Source organism: Paenibacillus chibensis (genome assembly GCF_004001045.1).
Lineage (GTDB): Bacteria > Bacillota > Bacilli > Paenibacillales > Paenibacillaceae > Paenibacillus_AQ > Paenibacillus_AQ chibensis.
Genome location: NZ_BIMK01000009.1, coordinates 180,656 through 207,394, shown reverse-complemented (window position 1 = coordinate 207,394; position 26,739 = coordinate 180,656). Strand labels below are relative to the sequence as shown.

The window sequence follows — 26,739 nt, the reverse complement described above, 5'->3', positions numbered from 1 at the left end:
TTGTGCCTGAATCAGTATAAGTGGTATTTTAGGATAAGAAAATTGAATGTTTATCATTATTAGCATGAGAAAAATTAATGGTTCTGAACGAACAAGTTTGTGAGACGGAGTGAAGATTCATGAGTCTGATTAAATACGAAATAATACAGCGGGTTGTCGAGCTGGGCAGTTTAACCAAAGCCGCGGAAGTGCTCGGTTTAACGCAGTCCGGTGTCAGTCATGCCATTCACAGCCTGGAAACGGAATTCGGATTTACGCTTCTGAGCCGCAGCCGTTCCGGCGTAAAACTGACTGATAACGGAGAACGCATGCTGAAATACATACGGGATATACTGCTGGTGCAGGAGCAGCTCAAACAGGAGGCGGCGTTAATCAGCGGCATTGAGGTGGGAACGATCCGGATCGGAACCTTCACCAGTATTTCCGTCCACTGGCTGCCCGGGATAATCCGTCAGTTCCTCAGCGAGCATCCGAATATTGAAGTCCGGTTGTTTGAAGGGGATTATCATGAGATCGAGGAATGGCTGCTTAAAGGAGAAATCGATTTTGGATTCGTCTCGCTGCCGACGATGGATTCATTTCATATCATTCCGCTCAGACAGGACCGGATGCTTTGCATCATGCCGCCGGGACATCCTTTGTCAGGTCATCCCTCTATCCAATACAGTCAAATTGCGCAAGAACCGTTCATCATGCCGAAGGAAGGCAGCGATTACGATGTCAGACGGGTGTTGAAGAAGGGCAATATCAAGCCACCCGTTTCATTTCAGGCTGCGGATGATTATGCCATCATCGCCATGGTCGAAAACGGTCTTGGCATCAGCATCCTGCCGGAAATGATCATACAGGGAAGAACGAATACAGTCGCGGCGCTTGAACTCGAGGATCACAGCTGCCGGAATTTAGGAATTGCGCTCAATCCTTCGCAGAGCAGCACGCCTGCGGCACAAAAGCTGATTCGAACGGCCCAGGCTTGGTTGACGGGCTGGCAGCCTCTGCCGCAAACTGTCAGCAGGTAATAACAAATCGATCTTATTGGCCGAGTCTAGGCTTCCCACCATACGAGATCTGCGGAGGTTCCGACAAGACCCGCTACGGTCAGTGACGCGCTGACGGTCATTGTGAATGTCTGACCTGGGGGAACCACGTACCGTCCATTTTCGTTATAGAGGAATGGCCCCGCCTGAAGAGGAACGCTGTAAAGGTAGTTCCGCCCGTTGGCGCCGCGGTCGAAGAGCGTGCGGTCATCACGCTCGTACGGGTACTTCCAAAATTACTGTTCACGGGAGTTAACGTCGTCGGTGAAGTCAGTGTGCCGCCCTTGGTTAGCGTTAAATTACCGCTGAAGGACGAGAGCAGATTCAGTGCGACGTTCACGCCGCCCGTTTCCCTTGAGACATAGAGCGTTTTGCCGCTTCCGGCCGGATTGGAGACTTGAATGGTTATTATAACGCTCCCCCCGAGGAGGCCGAGCGTTGTGGAGTTACTTGCATTCACGACATACAGATTTCCCGTCGCGCCGGCGTTTGTCTCCGGTGGAGCAACGATCCCTGGAGAAGTGTAAGTGTTGGTCAGGTTGGTGTACACGGGCTGGTTGGGGTCGTCGAACACATAATCATTGGGCATGCGGTCCCCTCCTCACAGGTTCGGTATCATCACGTTCTTTCATTTAAGCTTCCCACCAGGTCAAATTGACGGAAGCCGTTAATGCTCCAGTCCCAAGCGTAACCGTCAGCGTCTGTCCGGGCGGAACGATCAGCGAGCCGTCCAAGTTGATTGAATATATTCCTGTCGTAATCGGCAAGTTCAAATAGAGAATGGGGGTACCTCCAAGCGTGCCGTTATTTTGACGGGCAGCTACGACGGAGGCTATGCTGCTGCCGAACAAATTATTCTGAGGCGTAGGCGTTGTTCCACCGGTAATCGTACCGCCGGAATACACGTTGACTGCTGCAGCGGCTGTAGCACCACCCGATATTCGGGAGACATGAACCGATTTCCCGCTTCCTGAAGGGTTGCTGATTTGCAGCAGTAGGCTTTGCGAAGCCGGAACGCTGACGCTGCCCGAGGTGAGCATAAAGGATTCTCCCGCCGAGGCGGCGCCCGAACCTGCCTCTGTGCCGATCACGGGTGAAGCGTAAGTATTCACGTTTTGCGTATACAAAGGACGTGTCGATCGGTTGAAAACTTTGAAATTAGCCATGCTGTCATCTCCTTTGCCGCTGTGTCCGGATCTCTGTTACAGGGATCGGCTTTTACAGCCGCCGAAGTTGTTTCAGAGGATGAGTTAGGAAAAATTTATATATCATATGAATCGCCGCAACAAATGGATATGAGAGAAAATACAATCCGCAAATGCGGTGGGAATGGAGATGAGGAAACTGGAATCAATCCGAATATTGATCATTGAAGATGATGCCAAAATTGCAGGGCTCCTGAAATCGCATATCGAGAAATACGGCTACACGGCAAGGGCCGTCGTGGATTTTCACCATGTCATGGATGAATTTAGGGAAGCAAAGCCGGATCTCGTACTGCTGGACGTGAATTTGCCGATGTTTGACGGGTTCTATTGGTGTCGAAAGATCCGGTCGCATTCCATCTGCCCGATCCTGTTCATTTCTGCGAGGGAAAGCGAGATGGATCAGGTCATGGCGCTGGAAAACGGTGCGGACGATTATATCACCAAGCCTTTTCATTACGATGTCGTGGTGGCAAAGATCCGCAGTCATTTACGAAGGGCTTATGGCTCTTATTCTGCCAAGACGGAGGAACGAACGGTAGAGGCATCGGGGCTGGTGCTTTATCCGGAGCGCTTTATGCTGACGTATAAACAAGGCGGTGCTGAATTGACGCAAAAAGAAGCCGTCCTCGTTGAAGCTTTGATGAAGAAGGCAAACCGTATTGTCAGCAGGGGAAGGCTGCTCGATCTCATGTGGGAGGATCGGCATTTCATTGATGACAATACGCTCAACGTCTATATCACCCGAATCCGCAAAAAGTTAAAGGATCTCGGCATGGAAGATTCGATCGAAACCGTTCGGGGAGCAGGCTACAAGCTTCGCCTGGAGGGAGTATTAGAGACATGAAGCTTTTTCTGAAAGAGCAGCTGCCGCTGATCCTGTTTTATGTGCTTCAACTCATGTTAGTTGGGCTGTGGTACTTGCTTGCGGATGAGCGGCACTCCTTCTCCGATGCATCCTATGGCGCGCTATTGAGCTTGGTTATTCTAGGAATGTATCTCATTTATCGATTCTACCGTCACAAAAAAATGTATGCCAGACTGGATCGACCGCTGGGCCAAATGGATCAATCGCTGAATGAGCTTGACGAAGCGCCGCTGGCTGAGGCGGTGAGCGATTTGCTGCGTGCCCAGTTTCAGCTTTATAGAAGCGGCCTTTATGATACGCAGCAGAAGCTGGACAACCATGCGGCATTCATTAACCGCTGGGTGCATCACATGAAGACGCCGGTATCCGTCATTCAGCTTTCGCTGCAGGATATGGATCTCGATGATCCGGCTGCAGACGGGCTGCAGGAGGAAATCGACCGGCTGAAGAAAGGCCTTGAAATGGCCTTATATACTTCGAGGTTGGACAAGTTCGAGCAGGATTTCAAGGTGGAGGGGGTCCCGCTGCTTGATGCGGTGGAGAAATCCATCGCCGATAACCGGCAGTGGTTTATCCGAAAAGGCGTGTACCCCGAAATGGATATCCCTTTTGATCTGATCGTCATCACCGATGCCAAATGGCTTGAGTTCATGCTTGGACAAGTGATGGATAACGCGGTGAAATATTCAGCCGAAACGGGCAAAAAGGTCATATTCAAAGCATGGAATCAGAATTCGAAGACACGGCTGGAAATCCGGGATGAAGGAATCGGCATTGCGAAAGAGGATTTAGGAAGGGTATTTGATCCTTATTTTACAGGCAACCAGGGAAGGCATTACCATGAATCCACCGGGATGGGACTGTATCTCGTCCGAGAAGTCAGCCATAAGCTGGGACATCTGGTCGAGATCGAATCCGAACAGGGGGAAGGTACGACAGTGCGATTTGTTTTTGACAGATAGTAGAGGTAAAACGGCGCTGCGGACCACGCAGCGTTCTTTTGCCATTTCAGGAAATATTCATTTCGAAGCAGGGGCGAACAAAACCTTACAAATGTTTAAGGTTCGGGTAAGGAGAATCCATAGTGTACCGCGGGGCTGTGCTATAAAGTGGAGTACATAGAGAGAGCCATCTTAGGAGGAGAGTTCATATGACAGAAATCTTGAAAGTCACTGGTCTTAGCAAGGTATACTCGGGCAAAGTGACCACCCGAGCGTTAACGGACATCGGACTTTCGATTCAAAAAGGGGAGTTCGTCGGCATCATGGGACCGTCGGGCAGCGGCAAAACAACGCTGCTGAATATGGTATCTACCATCGATCCTCCGAGCTCCGGAACCGTGACGATCAACGGGAGCAATCCGCATGCGCTGAAGAAGAAGGAACTGGCCTTATTCCGCAGGAGGGAGCTAGGATTCGTGTTCCAAGATTTCAATCTGCTCGACACGCTCACGGTCGCCGAAAATATCGTGCTGCCGCTGACGCTCGACAAGCAGAGCCTGCGGAGCATGGAGGAAAGGCTGGAGCGAATTGCCGGCCGACTCGGCATTAAGGATATTTTGAACAAACGCGTATATGAAATTTCCGGGGGACAAAGACAGCGAGCCGCCATCGCACGCGCGATCATTCCGGAGCCGTCCTTACTGTTGGCCGACGAGCCGACGGGAGCACTGGATTCCCAATCTTCGCGAACGGTCATGGAGACGCTGGAAAGCCTGAATGAGGCAGACGGAGTCACCATGATGCTCGTTACGCATGACGCGGTGGCTGCAAGCTACTGTCATCGCGTCGTGTTCATCAAGGACGGGGCGCTTTCCGGCGAAATACGCAGGGGTGACAGCCGGCAGGCATTTTTTCAGAAAATCATCGATATGCTGTCGTATTTGGGAGGTCATGCGCATGAGCTTTCGACAGTTCGCGTTTAATAACGTACGGCGTAACGCTCGTGCCTACTTCGCTTATTTCTTAAGCAGCAGCTTTATGGTGATGGTGTTTTTCACTTATGCGCTGTTCATCTTTCATCCGGATATCAACCGGACCGACCTTGGAGCAAACGTGCAGATGGTGATGCAGGTCATGGAATATATCATTTTTGTTTTCGCGTTTTTGTTCGTACTGTATTCCATCGGATCGTTTTTGAAGGCAAGAAACAAGGAGTTCGGGATACTGACGATTCTGGGAGCGACCCAGGGGCAGCTGGGTAGGCTGGTGTTCGTCGAAAATATGATCATCGGCTTGCTCGCCATCCTCACGGGTCTGCTTTCGGGATTGCTGCTGTCCAAGCTGTTTTTGGCGCTCAGCGCGCGTATGATCGGTATCGAGCAGCTCGGGTTATATGTTCCTGTCAAGGCGCTCTTGTTAACCGTCGGCTCCTTTGCGCTGCTGTTTATTGTCATTTCCGCCTTCACGCTGTTTTTCATCAACCGCAACCGGGTGTTAGAGCTGCTGAAAGGTTCGAGCAAACCGAAAAAAGAGCCGAAGGCCTCTATATGGATATCGCTGCTTGGTATTGCCCTTCTGGCAGCCGGGTATTTCGAAATCGATAAGAGTCTGATGACTGCCGCCGTAACGGGCATTGCCGGTACGTATTTCTTTTTCACGCAAATTACGGTGCTGGCATTTCGCTTGCTGAAACGAAGCCGGAAGCTGACGTGGAGAGGCACGAATCTGATCTGGATATCGGAAATGGCTTATAAAATCAAGGACAATGCCCAGATCCTGTTCATGGTGACGGTCGTCACTTCGATCTGCTGCATGGCCGTCGCTTTTATCATGTCGGTGAACGTGCGAAGCCAGAACGTGTACCTGGAAGATCCGTACCCGATCCGGTATTTCGTGAATCAGCCGGACCAAGCCGAGGACGAATTGAAGCTTGTTCGGCAAAAGTTGGACGAGAAGGGTATTGCTTATCAGACATTCTTGACCGAATCCTACCGCGCCCAGGCTTTGGGTAGCAAGCTTGACGTTTCTGTCATGCCGGCGGACAGCTATCAGCGCATAGCGAATGCGCTTGGCCTGAAACAGGCGGGCGATCTGAAAGGCGAACAAACGGTACTGGTGCAGACGGATAAACAAGCGGCAAACAATCCAGGGTGGAGCCCTCATACCGCGGTGAAGCTGAACGACCCGTCCGCAAACCTTGAAATCATGAACGAAATCCGTACGAAGCAGGAAGTATCTCCGGTACCGGGCACGAGTATGTTGATCGTAAGCCGGGAGCTGTATAACGAGCTGATCAGGCAAATTCCGGAATCGAAAAGCTTTTGGAAACAGACGGCGCACATATTCATGGTACCTTCCTGGACGGGAAAAAAGGCACCGGAAAGAAAAAATGAGGAATATCGGGTCGGTCTGGAGCTGGAGCAGTGGGGTTACGACCGGATGTCGACCGGGCAATCCTCGAACTTGATGATGGTCCGTGGCGGAACGTATGCCAACCACGAGCAGTCCGTCTCCATGATGAGTTTTGTCGGTATTTTTATCGCATCGCTCCTGTCGGTATGCTCGGCGAGCTTTCTGTATTTCAAGCTCCATTCGGAGCTGAGGCAGGATCAGCGGATGTACACCTCCATGTCCAAAATCGGGCTTCGGGACGTCGAAATGGGCAAATCCTCCGTGATTCAAATCGCGATGCTGTTCTTCATTCCCATTCTGGTCTCGGCGATTCAGACGTTGGTCGTGTTGAACCGGGTTCGCGAGGGCTTCGACCTCGATGATGTCAATCAGCCGGTGCTGATCGCTTCGGCCGCCTTTTTGATCGTTCAAGCCGTGTACTTTGCGCTGGTCAGCTCGCGGTATATACAAAAGCTGAAAAGGGTGATGGTGTAAGATGAAAAGAATCGATATACTCGACTATTTGCGCGGCTTTGCGCTTGTCGGCATCCTTTTCATCAATATTCTCCAAATGATCCCTTACGTCCCCATACCGCCGCAGATGGGATTCTGGAGCGTCATGGAACGCAAACTGCTACTCTTCATTGATATGGCGGTTTATGGGAGATTCTTTACGATTTTCAGCTTTCTGTTCGGCGCGGGCTTCTATCTGTTCATATCCCGTGCCAAGACACGTGGGGATAGGGCTTACATCCTATTTGCGCGCAGGCTGATGATTCTGATGATCTTCGGCTTCGTACACCACCATTTCCAACCGGGGGAAGCGCTGCTGCCGTATGCAATTCTCGGTTTTCTCCTGCTGCCTTTGTACAAGCTGAAGCCTTGGATAAATTTCTTGATTGCTCTGTTGCTGTTGCTCACCTATTTCTGGACAGGCTCGATCGGGATGATTCTCAGCATGTTCGTGCTGGGCCTGTGGGCCGGCCAATCCCGAATCTTCGAAACGGTAGCCTTTCATCGAAAGCGATGGATCGCGGTGCAGACGGTTTCGCTGCTACTGATTCCCGCCGGTTTATGGGCACAGTTGGAGATAATGGATCTCACAGGCATGCCGGATTTGGCGATGACTGTGGGCGGACTGGCGGAAGACGTGTTTTACGTCTCCACGTTAACCCTTCTCCTGCAGTTTCCGTTCATACAAAAATGGCTTATGCCTTTGAACAGGCTGGGCAGGATGGCGCTGACCCATTATATGGTGCAGACGATAATCATTTTGACGCTGGACAAGGTTTTGGGATTGAGCCATCAAGCATACTATTTGATCCTGGCGATGCTGGCGATCGAGATTTTGATGGTGCAGGTGCTCTTCAGCATCATGTGGTTGAACCGTTTTCCTTTGGGGCCGCTCGAATGGATTTGGCGAGTGGGAACTTACGGACGGACGCCGGACCACTATCGGTCCACCAACGCATCAGGCTCGGCATGAAGGTGCCCCGAAATTCCCTTTGTTGAAAAATAGCGTTATCTCCGCTACGCTTAGATCATCTCATTTGGCCCGGACGGACGAACAGCAGCTACGCTGCATCGTCAGATCGGGCCAATGCTAGCGGAGGACGGGGGAAACGGGCATGCGCATCAGCTTGAAATGGAAATTTACTGGGTTTTTGGCCGTGTTGCTTATATTCGCTATCGGCCTGCTCAGTTTTTTGATTTTAAAAGGAATCTCCGGCAATCAGAAGCAGCAGATGGAACACACGATGCAGCAGCAGGCGGATGTGGCTTCGGATCGGATCAGCCAGCTGTTCGTGACGGGAACGCAGGTGGACGCGGCGACGTTCATGCGGCTGCAAGGCCCCGCGCTTGCACGCGAACTGGGCACCGTGAGCGGCATGAGGGTCATCCTGTATGATGCGGATGGCAACGAAACGGGAGATTCGCTTGTCATGGCCGCCAAGCCGAATGTAAGGCATCTGCTGGATTTTGCATTACAAGACAAAATTGCTTATGAAATTCACGGCGACGTCCTGGAATACCTTACTCCCGTGTCGTCCGACCGTGAACAGCTCGGGGTCATTCATTTTCAGACGTCGGTAGCCGGCCAGAACGCATTTTACCGCAACATGCAGCGGCTCTTCTGGATTGCGGGAGCGGTGGTGCTCGGTCTTTCCTTCATATTTGGCATCCTGTACATGAACAGGCAGGCCAGCGCCATCCGCCGCCTGAAGAAGGATACCGATCGGATACGGGGCGGCCATTACCTCGAGCATTCCGGCTTGCGGCGAAACGATGAGCTGGGCGAGCTGAGCAGCGGGATCTTCGATATGAATCTTGCCATCCAAACCAACGTGATGTCTCTCGAACGTGAACAGGAGAAGCTGCTCAAAACGCTGGAAAAGCTGCAGCTGCTGGAACGGCAGCAGAAGGATTTTATCCATAACATCAGCCATGAATTCAAAACGCCGCTGACTTCGATCCGGGCCTATGCCGATCTGCTGCAGATGTACCCGGATGATCCGGCTTTGATTCAGGACGCCTATCAATCGATTACGAAAGAAGCAGGGCGACTCTATGAACTGGTGGAGCGGGTATTGCACTTGGCCGCATCCGAAAAATACGAATTTGACCATCACCCCGAAGAGGTGGAGCTGATCGAGCTGCTCTCCGACGCCGCGTCGCGGATGCGGGGAAAGGCCGAGCAGTTCGATATTACGCTGCATGTGCGCCTGCAGCCTGCACGGATGACGGGTGACCGCAACAATCTGACCCATATTTTCATCAATTTGCTGGATAATGCGATCAAATACAATACCCCGGAGGGCTCGGTAACGCTATCGAACCGAATTGTCGGGGATACGGTCGAAATAAGTTTTCGCGACACGGGCGTGGGTATTCCCGAGGACCGGCGGGAGCTGGTGTTCGAGCCGTTTTATACGGTCAATCACGACCGTGCGCGCAAGTCCGGCGGCAGCGGCTTGGGATTGGCGCTGGTCAGGCAGCTGACCAGGCAAAACGGCGGCGACATCCGGGTCGAGACGCCGGCGGATGGTATCGGCACGGAATTTATCGTTACATTTCCGCTGGCTGGCGCAAAATGTTTATAAGTTTGAAACAATTCGATATTTTTTAGAAACGATTATTCCCTATACTCGGTTACAGACAGAGGTTAACGAAAAGGAGGAGCCGCATTGAAAAAATGGTTGTGGCATAGACATATCGGCATTGCGGTTTTGACCGTCGTGATCGCTATCACGGCCGGATGCAGCGGGGCCGGCGGCAGCGTGACGGTCAAGAATCCTCCGATTCGCGAACCCGCAGGCAAAGTGGAGCTGGAACGGATCGACCGGCTGGATGACCTGTACGGTCTGGCTTGGCTGTCGGCCGATGAAATGATCGGCACCGGAAAGCCCAAGTGGATGGAGGCGGAGCTGACCGTGCATTCGCTCGTGAAGGCTAAGGATCCTGACCGGCCGCTCGGTATCGAGCATGCGTTAACGGTCAATCCGTCGCCCGATCCGTCCATGCTGTTTGTCAGCAACATGATGGACGCCAGTTTCGTCCGGATTCAGGATGGAATGAAGACCGGCATTCAGGTGAATGACGGAGCATATTCGATCCTGAACGGCAACGTGCGCGGAGCATGGATCGGCAATCGGGGCTATTTGCTGGCAACGGTATACGAGCTCAGCGTTGCTGGATTGGACGGCGGGATAACGCCGATCCATAAGCTGAAGCAAGATGAAGTCGTCGTCAAAACGGAAGCGGTCTTAGATCCGTCGAATGCAGACAAGTTTACGGCATATTACTTGAATCAGGATCGAGAGCTGTACCGGCTGGATGCTTCCTTCGACGCATCGAGCAAGCCGAAAACTACCGCGGGACCCATCCTCATCCGCAAAAAGGTTGCCGATTTCTCGGCAGCTCCCGGTGGCGGCATGTTAGCCATAGCTGAAGAAAGCGGCGATAACCGGAATTCAGTAATTTTGCAGCCGGCGAATGACAAGGGTCAGGCGACCACGATCGCCGAAGGCAGCCTGGCCAGACAGATGGTCTGGTCGCCGGACGGCTCGAGGCTGGCTTACGCGCTGTTCAATCTGGAACGGGGCGGCTCCGGACTATATGTGATGGATGCGAAAACCGGACATACGACGCTGGTGTCCTTGTATCCGAACCTCCAGAGTTTGCTTGCCTGGAGCCCGGACGGTACCCGGCTTATGAATCCGGAAATGAACCTGACAGCGACAGGCGCGAAGCTGCTGACCGAAATTTATACTTTCAAATGATGTAACGGGGGTAGGGGATAGGGATGATGATTTTTTTGAAGAAACCCATTTGGATGTTGCTCGCATTGTCGGCCGTGATCGCGGTTTCCGGCTGCGGGAACAAGAGTCTGACTGTGCAGGAGCCTGCGAAGCAGCAGGAAACCGCCACGCAGCCGCCGGCCGAGACGAAGGAAGACATGCTGGAACGGTTCAAGCTGTTGACCACGCAGGCAAAGGAGCCCGGGGAGGTTATCCGCTTCCTCGACGAGAGCATGCCGAAGGCGGATCAGAAGCAGGCGGACGGGTTGTTCCTGGAGCTGGAAAAATACTATGACCGGTATTTGCCGAGCTTGAACGACAACTTCCTGACCATGCTGTCCAAGCCGGAAACGTCGCAGAAAATGAATGAAATCGGTTATCCGATGGACATCAATAACATCAAAGGCGATGACACATTGAAGCAGTGGCTGCTGTCGCAGCAGGCCGGTGGTTTGGCGCTCGGTAACACGGAGGGCATGTTCTATTGGAAGGTCGACTATAAGGCGCTGCAGAAATACGATAAGTACTTGTCCAATGATCTGAAGAGCTACATCGTTCTGAAGGCTATGGAATCGGAGAAGAGCTATTTCGAAGACGGAGCCCTCGTCATCACCAGGGAGGAGCTGGCGGACCGCATCCTGAAGGCGGAATATTACTTGACCGAGAATCCCGATGGCCTGAAAGCCAAGGACGTACTCGAGCTATATAAGATGTACCTGAATTCGTACCTGACGGAATACCGGTATGATGCGGTGGACGATACAACCTTAAAGCTGCTGCCCAAAGTCAAAAAGCAGTATCAAACCTTCGTCAGCGAGCATCCGGAGACCAAGACGGCCATTCTCGTCAAAAAATATCTCGAAGTTCTCAATCAAAATAAAGACGTGATTTACGAAAAAGGAAAAGACAGCATTCAAGGGCCGCCGATAAAGGATATACAGTCCTTCTGGGACTCCCTGGAGCTGAAGGTAAACAGCTTGTTTACCGCTTGAAGCTGAAGAAAGACGCGGATACCATCCGCGTCTTTTTTGATAATATCGGAGAGTATAAACTGCAGAGCCACGGCTTCGTGATATTGCAAGAAAAACATCCGCTAATGGCGGTCTGTCTTCTGAGAAATTACGTCGCTAGACGTTTTTCTTATTGCTGCCGCTCACTCCAAATATGATATCTGCCTTGTTGAAATCCGGACAATCCTTCAATATATGACTTCATGCCGCATTCTCTGTATAATCGGTTAGGAAAAGCAATGATAGATAAAAAAGTATACAGGATAGGAGCCATCTCATATATGAAAGAAAGCTATCAAAAAGGGAACTGGAAAGCATTCGTAAGGCTGGTTCGGGAAACCAAGCCATCCGTTTGGATGCTTTCCGTGGCCGTTGCGCTCAGCGTCATTTCAACGCTGGTCAGTCTTGTCGTACCGCTGTTTACGAAAGGGCTGGTCGACAGCTTTACGGTCGACAGCATCAAGCCGTCGCAAATCGTCCTGCTGGTCGCAACCTTCGTCGCTTCCGCGATATCGGGCGGCATTTCAATCTATTTGCTGAACAGGATCGGACAGGAGGTCGTCGCAAAACTCCGGGACCGTTTGTGGAAAAAGCTGCTCAAGCTTACCATTCCCTATTACGACAACCACCGTACCGGCGATACGATCAGCCGGATGACGAATGATACGGCCGTGCTCAAGGGCCTGGTATCCGAGCATGTCACGGGATTTTTCAATGGCATCATATCCATGATCGGAGCCATTATTATTTTGCTCCTGCTCGATTGGAAGATGACGTTGATCATCCTCGCGGCCATTCCCGTCACGGCTGCAGTTTTGGTGCCGCTCGGACGAGTCATGCTGCAAATTTCGCGGCGTTTGCAGGATGAGACGGCAGATTTCACGACGATTCTGAACCAGGTATTATCCGAAATCCGGCTGGTCAAGGCTTCGAACGCGGAAGACAGGGAAACTGCGGTTGGCCAAAAGGCGATCCGCGGACTGCTTAAGCTGGGAATCCGCGAAGGGAAAATTCAGGCGTTTATCGGTCCGATCATTTCCTTCGTAATGATGGGCCTCATGGTGCTGATCATTGGATACGGCGGAATGCGGGTCTCCAGCGGGGCGCTTTCGGCAGGCGATTTGGTGGCCTTCATTCTGTATCTGGTGCAGATCATCATGCCAATGAACCAGATTACGATGTTTTTTACCCAGCTGCAGAAATCCGTCGGAGCGACGGAACGAATCGTGAATATCCTGGAGGACAACCAGGAAGATGTATCGGCAGGCGCAGTGCTCACCGGCCCGATTCAGACCATTGAGCTTGCGAACGTGCATTTTTCGTATGACAAAGGAGATACGGTCCTGCACGATATAAGCTTTACGCTGGAGCCCGGGAAAGTGACGGCCGTGGTCGGACCCAGCGGGGGCGGCAAAACGACGCTGTTTGCGATCCTTGAACGGTTTTATATCCCGGACAGTGGGGTAATCCGTGTCGGCGGGCAGGATGTCGCCGGATTCTCACTAGCCTCCTGGCGCGAGCAGATCGGGTATGTTCCGCAGGAAAGTCCGATCATTGCCGGTACCATCCGCGATAACATATGCTATGGCATGAACCGGGAGGCCGCAGATGATGAAATCAAGCGTGCGGCTCACATGGCTTATGCCGATATATTTATCGACGAGCTGCCGGAAGGATATATGACGGAAGTCGGCGAGCGGGGGATTAAACTCTCCGGCGGCCAGCGCCAGCGGATTTCCATTGCCCGCGCGCTCCTTCGGAATCCGCAAATTCTAATGCTGGATGAAGCTACATCAAGCCTGGACAGCCAATCCGAGGTGTTTGTGCAGAAAGCGCTGCACAATCTGATGAAGGGCCGAACGACGTTGGTCATTGCCCATAGGCTATCGACGGTAGTGGATGCCGACCAAATTCTTTTTATCGAAAAAGGCCGGATCACGGGCAGAGGCACCCATCATGAGCTGTTCGAAAGTCATGAGATGTACCGGGAATTCGCCACCCAGCAGCTGCGGATTGCCGAAATCTCAGCAGAGGATAAAGTTTGATCAATATTGACTTAATAAGGAATGATCATTATAATGAAGACATACCCCATAGGGTATGAATATTCTCACCTGTCCCTTGCATAAATAATCCTGAACGGCTTCAACATGATAAGAGGAGGAACCTGCACCAATGTGGTGGTTGATGTTAACTCTCCTCGCAGCTGCATTCGCCTGGTGGGCCGTGCGCGAGTTTTCGCCGGTCAACGGGCTGACCTTCGTGAATCCGGATGAGCTGCGAGAGCAAGACAATGAAAATAACGAGCTGCAAATGCTCGACGTGAGAGATTCGGTGGACTATATCAAGCGTCATGTGCCGGGCTCCATCAATATATCCATGGGCCGATTGCCGTATGTTCACAAGTCCCAGCTGGCGGCGGAAGAGCCGGTACTCATTCTGGCAGCGAACAGCCGTCAGACCAAAAAAGCAGCGCACATGCTGAAGCGCTACGGTTTTATGCGTATATATGCCCCTCAAGGCGGCAAAGGTGCCTTCGGGTGCGGACCTTGCTGTCAATAATTTTTGCTTGAAGGAGCCTGGGGCAATCCGCTTTTACCAGCCTGCTTGTCTGAAAGGAGGCGAGATGATGGTGTATGATGAACAAGTCATCCGCAGATTAAAACGTCTGGAAGGACAAACGCGTGGGATTTTGAAGATGATGGAGGACGGAAAGAACTGCAAGGAAGTCGTCTCTCAGCTATCGGCAGTTCGCAGCGCAGCGGATAAAGCCATTGCCTATATCGTGGCCGTCAATCTGGAGCAATGTGTTCTACAAGCTCAGGAGGATCATGTCGATCCGAGACGGCAGGTCAACGAGGCGGTGGAGCTATTGATCAAAAGCCGTTAAACGCAAGAACCTGGCGCATGTTTGCCAGGTTCTTTTTTTCAGAGCTAACAAAAAGAAATCAAAACCATATTCACTTCATGTAGAATATAGAGAGATCATGATCTATCGAATGAAAGGAGCGGTTGCATTGCAGGTTATTATGCTTGGGCCGTTGATGCTGAAATATTCGCTGCTCACGATAATTATTGCAGTGGCTGTGGGTTATCTGGCCACGCTTATCCGTACCAGGTCCCTGGATGCGGTCATACGCAAGGCCGTTCTGGACGATCTGATGACCGTTCTTCTGATCGGTATTCTCGTGTGGAAATTCAGCCCGCTTATTTTCGATTTCAAATCGGTCATCCGTTCTCCGTTATCGCTATTATACTTCAGCGGCGGTATGAGCGGGACTATTCTTGCTATATGGATCGGCGTCCTCATACTGGCATATAAAATTATGCGGCATCACAAACCGTGGGCATTGTACGCAAATACGGCTCTGACCTGGCTGATTTCCGGGTACGGCTGCTGGAGCCTGCTGCAGGCTTTTCTCGAAGATGGAGGATGGGAATCCATCGGAACCGCCGCAGCTGCAGGAGCGGTCGTTGCCTATCAGTTTCGTCATCGCGGTCAAATGTACAGCGCCTATCATGCGAATGTGACTGTGATGTGGACGGCCATTGCTTTATTCGCCGTCACGCTGCTCGGAGGGCCGGTTGACGAGGTATGGCTCGGTTTCGGCGGCATGCAGTTGTTTCTACTCATCGTTTTAATGCTTTCACTCATGAATAAAGTTTATCTGGAGAAAAGGAAGCCGCTATAATCCAAAGAGTGGTCTCTTCTCTACATAACGGTCACAGGAGTCATCTATTACGGTATCATGTGAACAAGGCAAGCTTAATGAGCTCCGAACAAACTGAAGATGAAATCTAGCCGCTTTATGACGACCGCGTATATACGCGGTTTTTTTGGGACATGATACTCATTTTAGGCGAGAATTCATTGACATCTTTCCAAGATAGTGAATATAATGTGCTTAACAAGTTTATATATGAATATATGCTCATATTATATTTTTCTGTTTGGATCGGAGGCATTACGATGGCTGAGGCAACCGGTAAAATGAAACGGGAGCTCCTATTGGACGGTTTGGATTGCGCTAGCTGTGCCATGAAAATCGAAGACGGTGTCAAGAAAATGGAAGGCATTACCGCCTGCTCCGTCAATTTCGTGAAACAAACATTAACCTATGAAACCGATGACGAGAATGAACAACTGCTAACTAACGTGAAAAGTAAAATCAAAAAGCTGGAGCCCCATGTAAAGGTGCTGGATTCACCTCCGTCCCAAGGTGCCGGTCGCAGCAAAGCACACCACCAAGGGCATGAACATTCTCATGAGCATGGCCACGGACATGAACACGATCATGGGCATGACCACGCTGAAGCACAAGGGGAAGAGGGCCATGGACATTCCCATTCCCATGATCACGGAAGCGGCGGTACCAAGGTCATGGCCGTGCGGCTGGTCGTCGGCGCGGTTTTGACAGCTGCCGGCATGCTCCTGCATGCGAACGCCTATGTGGAGCTTGCGATTTTCCTTGCAGCTTATGTGGTCGTCGGCGGCGATATCGTGCTGCAGGCGCTTAAAAATATCTTCCGCGGGCAGGTCTTTGATGAATACTTCCTGATGTCGGTCGCCACCATCGGCGCTTTTGGCGTCGGGCAGTATCCGGAAGGCGTCGCGGTCATGCTCTTTTACCAGGTGGGCGAAATGTTTCAAGGGATTGCCGTTAACCGCTCACGAAAGTCGATCAGCGCAATGATGGACTTACGTCCGGACTATGCCAACTTGAAAACGGATGGGGAAACCAGACGCGTCGCCCCGGAAGACGTACAGGTCGGAGACCTGATCGTCGTGAAGCCCGGCGAAAAGGTGCCGCTTGACGGCGTCGTCATCGAAGGCAGCTCGATGGTGGACACGTCGGCATTGACCGGTGAATCCGTTCCTCGCGAGATGGAGACCGGACAAGAGGTACTCAGCGGATTCATCAACAAAAACGGCGTGCTGACCATTGAAGTCACCAAAGCATTTGGCGAATCAACCGTATCGAAAATTTTGGATCTGGTGCAAAATGCGAGCAGCAAGAAGGCGCCAACGGAAAATTTCATTACGAAGTTTGCCAGATATTATACGCCGGTGGTTGTCATCGTGGCGCTCCTGCTGGCACTTGTACCGCCGCTCCTGATTAGCGGCGCCGCGTTCTCGGATTGGATCTACAGAGCACTTATTTTTCTTGTTATCTCTTGTCCCTGCGCACTTGTCGTCTCCATTCCCCTTGGTTTCTTCGGCGGGATCGGGGCGGCTTCCAAATCGGGCATTCTCGTGAAGGGCAGCAACTATCTGGAGGCATTGAACGACGTTAAATATGTCGTGTTCGACAAGACGGGGACGTTGACCAAAGGCGCCTTCAAAGTAACGGATATTTCTTCATCTCAAGCAGAGATCAGTAAGGATCGGCTACTGGAGCTGGCGGCGTATGCCGAATATCATTCCACTCATCCGATTGCCGTGTCTATCCGTACCGCATACGGTAAAGAGCTGGATGAGGCGAGGATCGAAGGCTATAACGAGATATCCGGACATGGGATCGAGGTCAAAGTCGACGGCAAGAGAATTTTGGCAGGGAATGCCAAGCTCATGAACAAGGAAGGGATCCCTTTCCAGCAGCCGTCAGAGGCGGGCACGACGGTCCATATTAGCATGGAAGGCACGTATGCCGGATATATTATCATTTCGGATGAAGTGAAAGAGGACGCGTTTGAGGCGATTCGAACCCTCAAACAAATGGGCAAAAAGACAGTGATGCTGACCGGGGATTCCAAGGCTGTAGGTGAAGCTGTTGGCCGCTCGCTGGGAATGGATGAAGTACATGCCGAGCTTCTTCCGCAGCATAAGGTCGAGGAGATCGAAAAGCTGGACGGCAAGAAGTCCCCGAAAGAGAAAATCGTGTTTGTAGGGGACGGAATCAACGATACACCGGTACTTGCCCGAGCGGATGTAGGCGTGGCGATGGGTGGACTCGGCTCCGATGCCGTCATTGAGGCAGCAGATGTTGTCATCATGACCGACGAGCCGTCAAAGGTTGCGGCAGCGATTCATATCGCCAAGCGTACGCGAAGCATCGTATGGCAGAACATTATATTCGCTTTGGGCGTCAAAGCGGTGTTCCTGCTGCTTGGAGCCTTCGGGATCGCCACGATGTGGGAGGCGGTATTCTCGGATGTTGGCGTCACGATTATTGCGGTGCTGAACGCCATGAGGGTACTGAAATTGAAGTAGGAAAGACCAAAGCTGCAAATCATTCCGGCAGTCAGGTTATGAATAGAGGCTATGGCTCAATGATAAAGACTGATCGACATGTCGATCAGTCTTTTTTTGCTTCCCATCCGTTATGCTTTCCGTTAGCGATGGAGGCTTCTATTTAATCTCGTAAGGCAGTTCGAAGGTCCACAGATCCGTTCCGTTTTCCTTGGAGGTCGGATCGGCCACACCAAAATCATTATCGTTTACAATTACGAGGGTATGGCCATTGACGAGCGAAATGCCTTCGATTTTTTCGTTCGGGTACTTGAATTCAACGGCATCGAGCACGGTGCGTTTAACAGGCGTTTGGATTCCTGCTTGACGAACCTCGGAGAAGCTCATCTGTTCCAGCGTCTTGCCGGCTTTGGTCGAATCATCGTATTGTCCCAAAATGTTGGTGGCGTTCTGCAGATCGATCGAAAAAAAATTTTTGAGCTGAGCGGCTTCTCCGGCATTTTTATCGCGTTCATCAATCAGAATCGTATGCTCATTGACCACAAACATGTCGGAGATGACGATATCGGCCTGTTTCAGATCTTTGTATTGACCGGCATCTTCTGTGATATATGCATATTCTGCAACCGGCTTCAGCGTGGAGAGGTCGAATTTCAGAATTCTCAGCGTACGGGAGTTGTCTACACTTTTGTCCGGGTTGCGCAGCGGACTTTGCATCGCCATGAACATGTATTTGCCGTCAGGAGTAATACCGATCGCTTCCGCTCCACGGTTTTGGCGGCGGTTCAAATAGACGGCGGGAAGGTTCTCCTTCAGCGGCAGTGCGGCTGTGTTCAGCTCGGAGCTGATGCCTTTGGGAGCCAAACGCTGCAGCAGCGTGCCGTCACGCTTGACCTGCACGAGGTAAGGGCCGTATTCGTCGGAAATCCAGAAGGTATCGTCCTGCGGGTTGTACGTCAGCCCTTCGACATCAAGACCGTAAGGGTCATAGGAGATAACCTTTTCAGCAGCTCCGTCATATGGTACTTCGTCACGGGATTTCAAATTTGGCAGGCCCGTAATCAGGCTGGTGCCCGTTACCGGGTCCTTGCCGTTAATTTTCAGCGGTATCGTGTCCAAAATGTTAATATTGCCTTGATCAAGCTGGATTTTGTAAATCGTAGGCGTGTAGTTCGAAAGCGGGAAGGTGCGGCGCGTCGTGCCGTTAACATCCACTTCTCCATTCGGGCCACGGTCGGCCGTTGTGTAGAAGACATTCTCCGGATCTCCTGGGATATGCGTGAGGGAAGAGCCGATGCCGAATTTGATGCCTTGCGCCAGATCTTTTTCATGGAGCATATACTTACCCGTCAATTTAGGCTTGTCTGAAAACAACGCTGTTTTGCTGACATCATCCCAGTCCACATATTTGCCTAATAAATTCGCAATGTCGCGTACAGGCAAAAAGAGCCGTCCGTCCTGTTCGACTGCAGAGGTTGCAGGGGTGAAAGCTTGTCCGTTGGCTGAATATTGCACCTCAGCAGCGAATGCAGGAGCGGAGGTCAGCAGCGCGGAGCCAACCGTGAGTGTTGCGAGCGCGGAAATAAACCATTTTCTTGTCATATGAATCATTCCCCTCTTCAGTAAATGGTTAAAGAACCTATGTATCTTTCAAGTATTGTATAAAGCGAATATTAATTCAGAGTCAGAGGAAGATCAGACGATGGTAAAAATGTTAAGATTTCTGTTAACGAACAGGAAAAGAGAAGGGAAATTTGATACAATATAAGTCATTGAGAAAGATTCTTAATTGGAGAGAGGGAACGAACATGAATATTTCAGAAGCCATACGTACGCGCAGAAGCGTAGGGAAGGTAACGCAGGAGGAAGTTCCTGTGAAGCACATTGAGCAAATCCTGGAAGCTGGAACATGGGCACCAAATCACCGGATGACAGAGCCTTGGCGCTTTTTCGTACTGCGAGGCGAGGGCCGCCAAATGCTTGGCGAAGCACTTGCGGACGTAGCGCGGGCTAATGCGGCTGATCCCGAATCACCGGAAGCGGCGGCAGCTGCGGAGTCGGCAAGAACGAAGCCGATGCGGGCACCGGTCGTCATTGCGGTTGCCGTGTCGCCGAAGGAGCATGCTAAGGTCATTGAGCTAGAGGAATACGGCGCGGTATTCGCCGCGATTCAGAATATGCTTCTTGAAGCCCACGGACTTGGCCTGGGTGCCATCTGGAGAACCGGCGAGCCGACGTATCATCCGAAGATGAACGAGCATTTCGGTCTGGGCACGAACGATAAAATGCTGGGATTCATTTATCTGGGCGTACCGGTGGAGCAGCCGCAGCAGAATGCGAAACGCAAATCCTTCGAAAGCCTTACCGTTTGGGTCGATGAAGCCGGCCCGCTCAGACAATAGGATCATTGCGATTCATATGAATTGAATTCCAATGAAGACAAAGAAGGCTCTCTTGGGTTACAAGAGAGCCTTCCTTTTGTAGATACCAGAAGGAATAACTACATACAGCGATCAATGGTTTATGCGTGCTGGGTATGCTGAAGCGTCTGAACAAAAATCTGTTCAATATGTGTATCATCAAGCGAGTAATATACGGTTTTTCCTTCCTTGCGGCGTTTAACGATACGCAAATTGCGAAGATACCGGAGCTGATGGGATACCGCAGATTGACCCATGCCCAGCAGGATTGTCAAATCATGCACGCAAAGCTCCCTCTGCAGAAGCGCGTCGATCAGCTTGACCCGGGTGGGATCGCTGAATGCCTTAAACCAATCGGCTACCTGAGACGCGGCTTGATCATCGATCAGTCCTTCTTTGATTTTGCTCAGTTCTGATTCTGAACCCATGCAGGTTGCATCGCATTCTTCAATCGGATTGACGGACTGTTCCATGGATTAATCACCTTTCTATCGGTTCCGTGTTCGAGCTGATGATTCCAATTATAACAAAAGTGGTACTTAAACGGAATCATTACAGTTAAGTTAATGGTGGAAATACGGATTTTCAGGATAATATCTTCTTCGGTGGCGAATCCGTGACGATTCCTCCAAATGAACGATCTCATGGTATACTGGAGTACAGGGAAAGAAATCGTTCAGAAGGAGAGATGGTGTTGGGCAAGATGACGCGAATTACGATACTCGGAGTTGTTCTTTCAGGATTGCTGCTGGCCGGCTGCGGCACGAAGGCTGCGGAACCGGCAGATCATCATGGAGAAGCTCATAAGGAGGTGGCGGCTAACGGCGATTTGCAGGAGATGACGGGTGGAACGGACAAGCTCCCGACGTTCCTGGATCCGCTCGATCCGGTCTTAAAGACGGCATATACCACTGCTGCCGGGGTGAAGGATATTTTGGGATCCATTCCCTGCTACTGCGGCTGCGGCGAAAGCGCGGGGCATAAGAGCAACCTGAACTGTTTCATCAAAGAGGTTCATCCGGATGGAAGTGTCGTATGGGATGATCACGGAACACGCTGCGGCGTATGTGTGGAAACGGCAATGACCGTATCGGAGCTCAGCAAACAAGGCAAGTCCGTCAAAGAAATCCGCTCCGTGATCGATAAGACGTATTCGACAGGTGGATATGCGGCACCGACGCCGACGCCCGATGTACTGTAAAATCGATGTACCAACGGAAGACCAAAAGCTCAGGCATGACCTGCGCTTTTTTTGTTTTGGGTATCCATTCATCTTGCGAATACAGAATTTTATGTTTTAAGCTAAAAATAATCAACTTTTTTTCCGATGAAGTTCATAATAGTTTAAAATGTATATAGCAAATATATAAAAGTATGGTGATTTCAAGATGAATATGAATACACGAGTACCGCTTTATCAGAAAATCCAGCAATATATACTTGAGCTCATCCGTTCCAACGGTTTGCAGCCCGGTGAACGGATTCCGACGGAAAAGGAACTCATGGAGCAGTTTAACGTCAGCAAGATCACGGTCGTCAAGGCTTTATCCACTCTTGCTGACGAGCAGATTATCGACCGGGTACCGGGTAAGGGCAGCTTTGTGGGCAAACGCAAACAGGTAGAACCGACGAGCATCAAGGACGAATCTCCGCTGCCGAAACCCGCGACCTCCGGAGTTCAAGCCTCCAAGCTGATTGGTCTGGTTATCCCCTCCATTCTGGATTACTTCGCCATTCGGCTCATCAACGGTGTCAAAAACACACTCGCCATGCAAGGTTACCGGGTGATGATTCTCCTCTCCGACGGAGACATCGAGAAGGAGAAGGAAGCGCTGAAGACGCTTCAGAGCATCGGAGCGGAAGGGATTGTGATCTTCCCGGTCGATGAAGAGCACTATAATGAAGAACTTCTGAGCATGAAGTTTTCGGGCTATCCGTTTGTATTGATGGACCGGTTCCTGCCTGGGGTTGAGACGGATTATATTGCAGCGGACGGCAAGCTGGGAGCGAAGCTGGCGGTAGATTATTTATGGGAGCTCGGTCATCGGCAGATCGCGATTTGTTCGGATTCTCCGATTCAGACGTTGACGGTACAGGAACGGATCGAGGGTTACGTCAACGCTTTGAAAATGAAAGGAGCGATGATCAACCCGGCGCATATCATTACGGATTTCCATATTGAAAGCTTAAGGGAGGCCGAAAACCATCCGCTGCTTCGCTATATGCGCAACAAAATGGCCACGGCGTACATCACATTGAACGGCAGGCTCGGCGTGCAGATGTACCAGCTCGCAAAACAGGCGGGTCTGAAGGTGCCTGAGGATCTATCCATCATCAGCTTCGATGAGCCGACTTCCGTTGTGGATGATTTCAGCATTTTTACCCATATCAAGCAGTTTGAATACGAGATTGGAAGCCAGGCGGCAGCGACAATGCTGGACCTGATTCATCAAGGCCGGAGGGAGAGGGACAGAAGCTACAGCAAGATTCTCTTGAACCCGGAATTGGTGCATGGACAAACGACCGGAAAGCCTCCGGAACAGCCCTGAATAAGCCTCCAGCGTTCAGCTGGAATGAAATCTTTTCCCTTGCGGAGAAGATTTTTTTTGAGCTTGTAACTAGCAGCTTTAAAATCCAAAAACAAATTAACCATGTATTTATCAAAAAAACATATTGAATATAATAAATATATATTATATTATAATTCTAAAGTCTGTAAGTCATATTCGGCCGCGCCGGACACCTGAAGATCAGTCAACCTATACATGTGGAAGGGGGAGTATAGAGAAATTCACTGTCACACGCCACTTTGCAATCGCTTACATTTAGACATCTGTTTCAATTACGACTGGAAGAGAGGTGAGGTTCATGAAGTCATCCTTGCTTTGGAAAAGAGTATGGCGTCACAAGCTGTTCTACTTGTTCCTGCTGCCCGGTATCGTCTGGTTCTTTATCTTTTCGTATGTTCCGCTTTATGGACTTCAGGTCGCATTTCGGGATTTCACGTTTGTCGGCGGCTTTACGGGAAGTCCCTGGGCGGGGCTAAAGTATTTCCGTCAGTTTTTTGATTACTACCAGTCTTCAGACATCATCCGCAACACCATTGTCATCAGCTTGATGAAGCTGCTTGTGGGCTTCCCGATGCCGATTATTCTTGCGATCCTCCTCAATGAAATCCGCAACCTGAAGTTTAAGAAAACGATCCAAACGCTTTCTTACCTGCCTTATTTCGTCTCCTGGATCGTCGTCGTCACGTTGATGCAGCGTCTTTTGTCCATGTACGGGGGACCGCTTAACGATCTTTTATCCTCTTTCGGCGCTCATCCTGTCCAATTCATGAACAATACGACCTGGTTTTACCCGCTTGTTCTCGGCTCGGATGTCTGGAAAAACATCGGCTGGAACTCCATTATCTACATGGCAGCGATCGCCGGCATTGACCAGCAGCTCTATGAAGCAGCCAAGATCGACGGCGCCAGCCGCTTCAGGCAAATTTGGCATGTTACGCTGCCGGGTATCCGCAACATTGCCGTCATTCTGTTTATTCTCGCAACAGGCAGTCTCATGAGTGCGGGATTTGAACAGCTGCTCCTGTTAAACGGGCCGGCTACCGCCAGTATCGGCAGCGTGCTTGACGTGCACGTCATCACTTCGGGCATACAGCAGGGACGACTCAGTTATGCGGCAGCCGTAGGGCTTTTCCAAAGCGGCATCGCCCTGATATTGATCGTCACCGTCAACTGGATCGCCCGCAAAGTCAGCGATGTATCACTGTTCTAGGGGAGGTCAAGCATGAAAACTCGTTCATTTTCCTTTTTCAATTTGCTGAATTACATTCTGCTAGCCTTTTTCGGTTTCTCATGATCTATCCGTTCATTTACATACTTGTTTACTCCCTGAATGACGGAAAGGATTCGATGATGGGGGCGCTGTATTTCTATCCCCGCAAGTTCACGCTGGACAATTATGCCCAGGTATTTGATAACAGGCAAATTTGGCAGGCGTATAAAATCACGATCTTGCGGACTGTGATCGGTACCGCCGCGCATGTGCTGCTCTGTACGCTCATGGCTTACGCGCTGTCGAAAAAAACGCTGCCGGGACGCACGTTTTTTACCTTTTATATCTTTTTGCCAACGATCTTCAGCGCCGGGTTCATCCCTTATTTCATCACGCTGCAAAAGCTGCACCTGATCAATTCGTTCTGGGTCTACGTGATTCCGATGCTGTTCAATTTCATGCATGTTGTGATTATTCGAACGTTTTTGCAGGGCATTCCCGAGGAAATCGAGGAATCGGCCCGGATCGACGGTCTGAATGATTTCCAGATCTTTGTGCGGATCATTCTGCCATTGTCGGGTCCGGTGATTGCGACCATCTCGCTGTTCATCGGCGTGGCGCATTGGAATGACTGGTTTACGGGTGCCTACTATGTGTCGGACAAAAATCTTATTCCGGTGCAAACGCTGCTGCAGCAAATGCTGACGGAAGCCGAAGCGCTGTCCTCATCCATGCAGAGAGCGGCACAGCAGGGCGGGCAAACGGTCAATGTGAACATGGCGGGCGCCACGCCCGAATCGATGCGAATGGCCCTTTTGGTGATTACGGTATTCCCGATTCTATGCGTGTATCCGTTCCTGCAGCGGTACTTCGTCAAAGGCGTCATGATCGGATCGGTCAAAGGCTGAGGATACAGGTTCCCTAAGGGACTTGATCATATCAATCTAATGTTGGGGAGGGTTCATATGGGCAAATTACATTTAAAAGCGGCCTGTTCTTTGATGGGGGTCATCATGCTGACCGGACTGCTGTACGGTTGCGGCGGAGGTGGCGGAGCAAGCGGGGACGGTAAAACGCCGACGCTGACCATCCTGAACAACTGGAACGGTTCTACCGGTCCGGACACGGACACGACGCCGGTTACACAGGCGATTGAGGAAAAGACGGGGATCAAGATCAAGATCGACTACACGAAAGGCAGCGAGGTTGAGAAGGTCAACACGATTTTCGCGACGCAGGATCTGCCGGACATATATACGGGACCTGCATGGGGCGGTGAGCTGGATGGCATTATCAAAGCGGCCAAGGAAGGACAGCTCGTGGACCTGACCGACAAAATCGACAAATACCCGAACCTCGCCAAAGCGATCGCCAAGGAAAATGTGCCGCCTGCGCTCTATGAAAAGGGAATCGGGGGCATCGACGGCAAAAAATACTTGATGTATCAGAATCAACCCGCCACAGGAAAAGACGTAAATGATTGGCTGTACGGCTTTTACGTGCGCAAGGATATCGCGGACAAAGTCGGGGTCGATCCCCAATCGGTCAAGACGAAAGAGGATTTGTACGAATTTCTGAAAAAATCAAGGATGCGAATCTAACGGAAAACGGCATGCCTGTCATGCCTCTCGGGGGCTTTCATGACGGCTGGGCCGTCGGCATCGGCAATACCCTCTTCTACGGAACCAGTTACGTGGACAAAGGGGACGGCAGTCTCGAAAATGTGTTCTTCACGAAGGCCTATGAAGAATACACTTTGTATTATCGCAAACTGATTTCCGAAGGGTTGCTCGATCCCGAAGTTTTCACGCAGACCGATCCGATTGCAAACGAAAAGATCAAGCAGGGCCGTATCGCGATTCTGGCAGCGCATTACCCTGCGATCCTCGATGCGTCCAAGGATTACGTGAAAGCACATCCAGGCTCGGACTATGTTCCGGTAGGACCGCTCGACCGCGCCGGTGCGGAGCCGAACCGTCCGGTAGACCTGGGCATTCAAGGCAATAACGTCACGGTCATCACGAAAAAATGCAAGGATGTCGACGCGGCGCTGAAGCTGCTGGACTTCCTGGCTTCCGACGAAGGCTTCATGCTCGTGCATTACGGCGTCGAAGGGGTGCATTGGGAAAAAGTTGACGGCAAGGCGGTAGCCAAGAAGGAATGGTTCGACAAATTCAACGAGGATACCACCGGAAAAGTGAAGCGCAATCAAGGCATTGCGATCGGACTGGAGAACATGACGGGCCTGGATCGGATCAACTCCGTCGGCGGCGGTGATATCTGGGCTGACCAGGATCGTCTGGCGGCCATGGACAAAGCGCGCAAAATATTGCGTCCGAACGGCATCAGCATCATCTCCGCTTTCAACCCCGGCGACGTGATTACGAAAGCGCCGAACTGGGATGCGCTGAAACCATCCATGGATCAGATGGACCCTGTATGGAAGCAGGCGATATTCACCAAATCGGATGATGCGGCGCTGAAGGTCATCAATGATCTGCGCGATCAGATCAAAAAGACGGGATACGACGATGCGATGAAATACGTGAACGAAGAACTGAAAGGCAAAGACGTCGTCAAGCTGGCGATGCCGAACTAA

25 protein-coding genes are annotated in these 26,739 nt (G+C 51.2%); 21 read left to right on the top strand and 4 right to left on the bottom strand.

The features are described from left to right. The first annotated feature begins 119 nt into the window (after positions 1-119). Positions 120-1,019: a LysR family transcriptional regulator gene (locus PCH05_RS09630; RefSeq protein ID WP_127602166.1), complete on the top strand. Its 900-nt coding sequence runs from the start codon at positions 120-122 to the stop codon at positions 1,017-1,019. Between the two features lie 97 nt (positions 1,020-1,116). Here the strand turns inward: PCH05_RS09630 and PCH05_RS09625 are convergent, their stop codons facing one another. Further along, on the bottom strand, positions 1,117-1,626 hold the full coding sequence (locus tag PCH05_RS09625; protein ID WP_246049434.1) for a hypothetical protein: 510 nt from the start codon (positions 1,624-1,626) through the stop codon (positions 1,117-1,119). A 43-nt stretch (positions 1,627-1,669) separates the two neighbouring features. Beyond that, on the bottom strand, positions 1,670-2,203 hold the full coding sequence (locus PCH05_RS09620) for a hypothetical protein (RefSeq protein WP_127602165.1): 534 nt from the start codon (positions 2,201-2,203) through the stop codon (positions 1,670-1,672). A gap of 169 nt (positions 2,204-2,372) precedes the next feature. Between PCH05_RS09620 and PCH05_RS09615 the strand changes: the two genes are divergently transcribed. From PCH05_RS09615 to PCH05_RS09555, 13 genes are all read left to right on the top strand, one after another. Beyond that, a complete protein-coding gene (locus PCH05_RS09615) occupies positions 2,373-3,089 on the top strand; it encodes a response regulator transcription factor (RefSeq protein WP_127602164.1) in 717 nt (238 codons plus the stop codon). Then, on the top strand, positions 3,086-4,072 hold the full coding sequence (locus PCH05_RS09610; RefSeq protein WP_127602163.1) for a sensor histidine kinase: 987 nt from the start codon (positions 3,086-3,088) through the stop codon (positions 4,070-4,072). The genes PCH05_RS09615 and PCH05_RS09610 overlap by 4 nt, the downstream gene beginning before the upstream one ends. 188 nt (positions 4,073-4,260) lie before the next feature. Beyond that, positions 4,261-5,034: an ABC transporter ATP-binding protein gene (locus tag PCH05_RS09605; protein WP_127602162.1), complete on the top strand. Its 774-nt coding sequence runs from the start codon at positions 4,261-4,263 to the stop codon at positions 5,032-5,034. Then, a complete protein-coding gene (locus tag PCH05_RS09600; protein WP_164766601.1) occupies positions 5,009-6,937 on the top strand; it encodes an FtsX-like permease family protein in 1,929 nt (642 codons plus the stop codon). Before PCH05_RS09605 ends, PCH05_RS09600 begins: the two co-directional genes overlap by 26 nt. A gap of 1 nt (position 6,938) precedes the next feature. Beyond that, on the top strand, positions 6,939-7,928 hold the full coding sequence (locus PCH05_RS09595) for a DUF418 domain-containing protein (protein WP_127602160.1): 990 nt from the start codon (positions 6,939-6,941) through the stop codon (positions 7,926-7,928). Positions 7,929-8,070: 142 nt separating this feature from the next. Next, positions 8,071-9,543: a sensor histidine kinase gene (locus PCH05_RS09590; RefSeq protein ID WP_127602159.1), complete on the top strand. Its 1,473-nt coding sequence runs from the start codon at positions 8,071-8,073 to the stop codon at positions 9,541-9,543. Between the two features lie 84 nt (positions 9,544-9,627). After that, positions 9,628-10,722 (top strand): TolB family protein, encoded by a 1,095-nt coding sequence (locus PCH05_RS09585; RefSeq protein WP_127602158.1) that lies wholly within the window; start codon positions 9,628-9,630, stop codon positions 10,720-10,722. Between the two features lie 53 nt (positions 10,723-10,775). Next, positions 10,776-11,732: a hypothetical protein gene (locus tag PCH05_RS09580; protein WP_127602157.1), complete on the top strand. Its 957-nt coding sequence runs from the start codon at positions 10,776-10,778 to the stop codon at positions 11,730-11,732. Positions 11,733-12,022: 290 nt separating this feature from the next. Beyond that, positions 12,023-13,795, top strand: a complete 1,773-nt coding sequence (locus PCH05_RS09575) for an ABC transporter ATP-binding protein (protein ID WP_371860537.1) — start codon at positions 12,023-12,025, stop codon at positions 13,793-13,795. A gap of 130 nt (positions 13,796-13,925) precedes the next feature. After that, the gene (locus tag PCH05_RS09570) at positions 13,926-14,312 is read left to right on the top strand and encodes a rhodanese-like domain-containing protein (protein WP_127602155.1); all 387 of its coding nucleotides are present in this window, start codon (positions 13,926-13,928) and stop codon (positions 14,310-14,312) included. 64 nt (positions 14,313-14,376) lie between these two features. Next, entirely contained in the window at positions 14,377-14,640 is a 264-nt protein-coding gene (locus tag PCH05_RS09565; RefSeq protein WP_371860534.1) for a metal-sensitive transcriptional regulator, read from the top strand. A gap of 97 nt (positions 14,641-14,737) precedes the next feature. Further along, complete coding sequence (locus PCH05_RS09560) at positions 14,738-15,442, top strand: hypothetical protein (RefSeq protein ID WP_164766600.1); 705 nt, start codon at positions 14,738-14,740, stop codon at positions 15,440-15,442. Positions 15,443-15,720: 278 nt separating this feature from the next. Further along, a complete protein-coding gene (locus PCH05_RS09555) occupies positions 15,721-17,961 on the top strand; it encodes a heavy metal translocating P-type ATPase (RefSeq protein ID WP_127602152.1) in 2,241 nt (746 codons plus the stop codon). Positions 17,962-18,099: 138 nt separating this feature from the next. Here the strand turns inward: PCH05_RS09555 and PCH05_RS09550 are convergent, their stop codons facing one another. Next, complete coding sequence (locus tag PCH05_RS09550) at positions 18,100-19,542, bottom strand: esterase-like activity of phytase family protein (protein WP_127602151.1); 1,443 nt, start codon at positions 19,540-19,542, stop codon at positions 18,100-18,102. A gap of 206 nt (positions 19,543-19,748) precedes the next feature. On the opposite strand from PCH05_RS09550, the gene PCH05_RS09545 reads away from it, so the two are divergent. Continuing rightward, on the top strand, positions 19,749-20,342 hold the full coding sequence (locus PCH05_RS09545) for a nitroreductase family protein (protein WP_127602150.1): 594 nt from the start codon (positions 19,749-19,751) through the stop codon (positions 20,340-20,342). A gap of 119 nt (positions 20,343-20,461) precedes the next feature. Here the strand turns inward: PCH05_RS09545 and PCH05_RS09540 are convergent, their stop codons facing one another. Then, positions 20,462-20,833, bottom strand: coding sequence for an ArsR/SmtB family transcription factor (locus PCH05_RS09540; RefSeq protein WP_127602149.1), 372 nt, complete (start codon positions 20,831-20,833; stop codon positions 20,462-20,464). A gap of 215 nt (positions 20,834-21,048) precedes the next feature. Here PCH05_RS09540 and PCH05_RS09535 point away from each other — a divergent pair, with 215 nt between their 5' ends. The 6 genes from PCH05_RS09535 (at position 21,049) to PCH05_RS27635 (ending at position 26,739) form a co-directional block, all read left to right on the top strand. Next, positions 21,049-21,561, top strand: coding sequence for a PCYCGC motif-containing (lipo)protein (locus PCH05_RS09535; RefSeq protein WP_371860533.1), 513 nt, complete (start codon positions 21,049-21,051; stop codon positions 21,559-21,561). Between the two features lie 193 nt (positions 21,562-21,754). Beyond that, positions 21,755-22,909: a GntR family transcriptional regulator gene (locus PCH05_RS09530; protein WP_307719520.1), complete on the top strand. Its 1,155-nt coding sequence runs from the start codon at positions 21,755-21,757 to the stop codon at positions 22,907-22,909. A gap of 319 nt (positions 22,910-23,228) precedes the next feature. Next, positions 23,229-24,140, top strand: a complete 912-nt coding sequence (locus tag PCH05_RS09525) for an ABC transporter permease (protein ID WP_127602147.1) — start codon at positions 23,229-23,231, stop codon at positions 24,138-24,140. 80 nt (positions 24,141-24,220) lie between these two features. Then, a complete protein-coding gene (locus PCH05_RS09520; protein WP_246049433.1) occupies positions 24,221-25,048 on the top strand; it encodes a carbohydrate ABC transporter permease in 828 nt (275 codons plus the stop codon). A gap of 57 nt (positions 25,049-25,105) precedes the next feature. Continuing rightward, positions 25,106-25,741 (top strand): type 2 periplasmic-binding domain-containing protein, encoded by a 636-nt coding sequence (locus tag PCH05_RS27640; RefSeq protein WP_246049432.1) that lies wholly within the window; start codon positions 25,106-25,108, stop codon positions 25,739-25,741. Positions 25,742-25,752: 11 nt separating this feature from the next. Then, complete coding sequence (locus PCH05_RS27635; protein ID WP_246049431.1) at positions 25,753-26,739, top strand: extracellular solute-binding protein; 987 nt, start codon at positions 25,753-25,755, stop codon at positions 26,737-26,739.

What these genes read in the sequence shown, in the direction of transcription:
- PCH05_RS09630 (WP_127602166.1), top strand. Translation starts at nt 120, where the DNA reads ATGAGTCTGATTAAATACGAAATAATACAGCGGGTTGTCGAGCTGGGC.
- PCH05_RS09625 (WP_246049434.1), bottom strand. Translation starts at nt 1,626, where the DNA reads ATGCCCAATGATTATGTGTTCGACGACCCCAACCAGCCCGTGTACACC.
- PCH05_RS09620 (WP_127602165.1), bottom strand. Translation starts at nt 2,203, where the DNA reads ATGGCTAATTTCAAAGTTTTCAACCGATCGACACGTCCTTTGTATACG.
- PCH05_RS09615 (WP_127602164.1), top strand. Translation starts at nt 2,373, where the DNA reads ATGAGGAAACTGGAATCAATCCGAATATTGATCATTGAAGATGATGCC.
- PCH05_RS09610 (WP_127602163.1), top strand. Translation starts at nt 3,086, where the DNA reads ATGAAGCTTTTTCTGAAAGAGCAGCTGCCGCTGATCCTGTTTTATGTG.
- PCH05_RS09605 (WP_127602162.1), top strand. Translation starts at nt 4,261, where the DNA reads ATGACAGAAATCTTGAAAGTCACTGGTCTTAGCAAGGTATACTCGGGC.
- PCH05_RS09600 (WP_164766601.1), top strand. Translation starts at nt 5,009, where the DNA reads ATGAGCTTTCGACAGTTCGCGTTTAATAACGTACGGCGTAACGCTCGT.
- PCH05_RS09595 (WP_127602160.1), top strand. Translation starts at nt 6,939, where the DNA reads ATGAAAAGAATCGATATACTCGACTATTTGCGCGGCTTTGCGCTTGTC.
- PCH05_RS09590 (WP_127602159.1), top strand. Translation starts at nt 8,071, where the DNA reads ATGCGCATCAGCTTGAAATGGAAATTTACTGGGTTTTTGGCCGTGTTG.
- PCH05_RS09580 (WP_127602157.1), top strand. Translation starts at nt 10,776, where the DNA reads ATGTTGCTCGCATTGTCGGCCGTGATCGCGGTTTCCGGCTGCGGGAAC.
- PCH05_RS09570 (WP_127602155.1), top strand. Translation starts at nt 13,926, where the DNA reads ATGTGGTGGTTGATGTTAACTCTCCTCGCAGCTGCATTCGCCTGGTGG.
- PCH05_RS09565 (WP_371860534.1), top strand. Translation starts at nt 14,377, where the DNA reads ATGATGGTGTATGATGAACAAGTCATCCGCAGATTAAAACGTCTGGAA.
- PCH05_RS09560 (WP_164766600.1), top strand. Translation starts at nt 14,738, where the DNA reads ATGATCTATCGAATGAAAGGAGCGGTTGCATTGCAGGTTATTATGCTT.
- PCH05_RS09555 (WP_127602152.1), top strand. Translation starts at nt 15,721, where the DNA reads ATGGCTGAGGCAACCGGTAAAATGAAACGGGAGCTCCTATTGGACGGT.
- PCH05_RS09550 (WP_127602151.1), bottom strand. Translation starts at nt 19,542, where the DNA reads ATGACAAGAAAATGGTTTATTTCCGCGCTCGCAACACTCACGGTTGGC.
- PCH05_RS09545 (WP_127602150.1), top strand. Translation starts at nt 19,749, where the DNA reads ATGAATATTTCAGAAGCCATACGTACGCGCAGAAGCGTAGGGAAGGTA.
- PCH05_RS09540 (WP_127602149.1), bottom strand. Translation starts at nt 20,833, where the DNA reads ATGGAACAGTCCGTCAATCCGATTGAAGAATGCGATGCAACCTGCATG.
- PCH05_RS09535 (WP_371860533.1), top strand. Translation starts at nt 21,049, where the DNA reads ATGGTGTTGGGCAAGATGACGCGAATTACGATACTCGGAGTTGTTCTT.
- PCH05_RS09530 (WP_307719520.1), top strand. Translation starts at nt 21,755, where the DNA reads ATGAATACACGAGTACCGCTTTATCAGAAAATCCAGCAATATATACTT.
- PCH05_RS09525 (WP_127602147.1), top strand. Translation starts at nt 23,229, where the DNA reads ATGAAGTCATCCTTGCTTTGGAAAAGAGTATGGCGTCACAAGCTGTTC.
- PCH05_RS09520 (WP_246049433.1), top strand. Translation starts at nt 24,221, where the DNA reads ATGATCTATCCGTTCATTTACATACTTGTTTACTCCCTGAATGACGGA.
- PCH05_RS27640 (WP_246049432.1), top strand. Translation starts at nt 25,106, where the DNA reads ATGGGCAAATTACATTTAAAAGCGGCCTGTTCTTTGATGGGGGTCATC.
- PCH05_RS27635 (WP_246049431.1), top strand. Translation starts at nt 25,753, where the DNA reads ATGCCTGTCATGCCTCTCGGGGGCTTTCATGACGGCTGGGCCGTCGGC.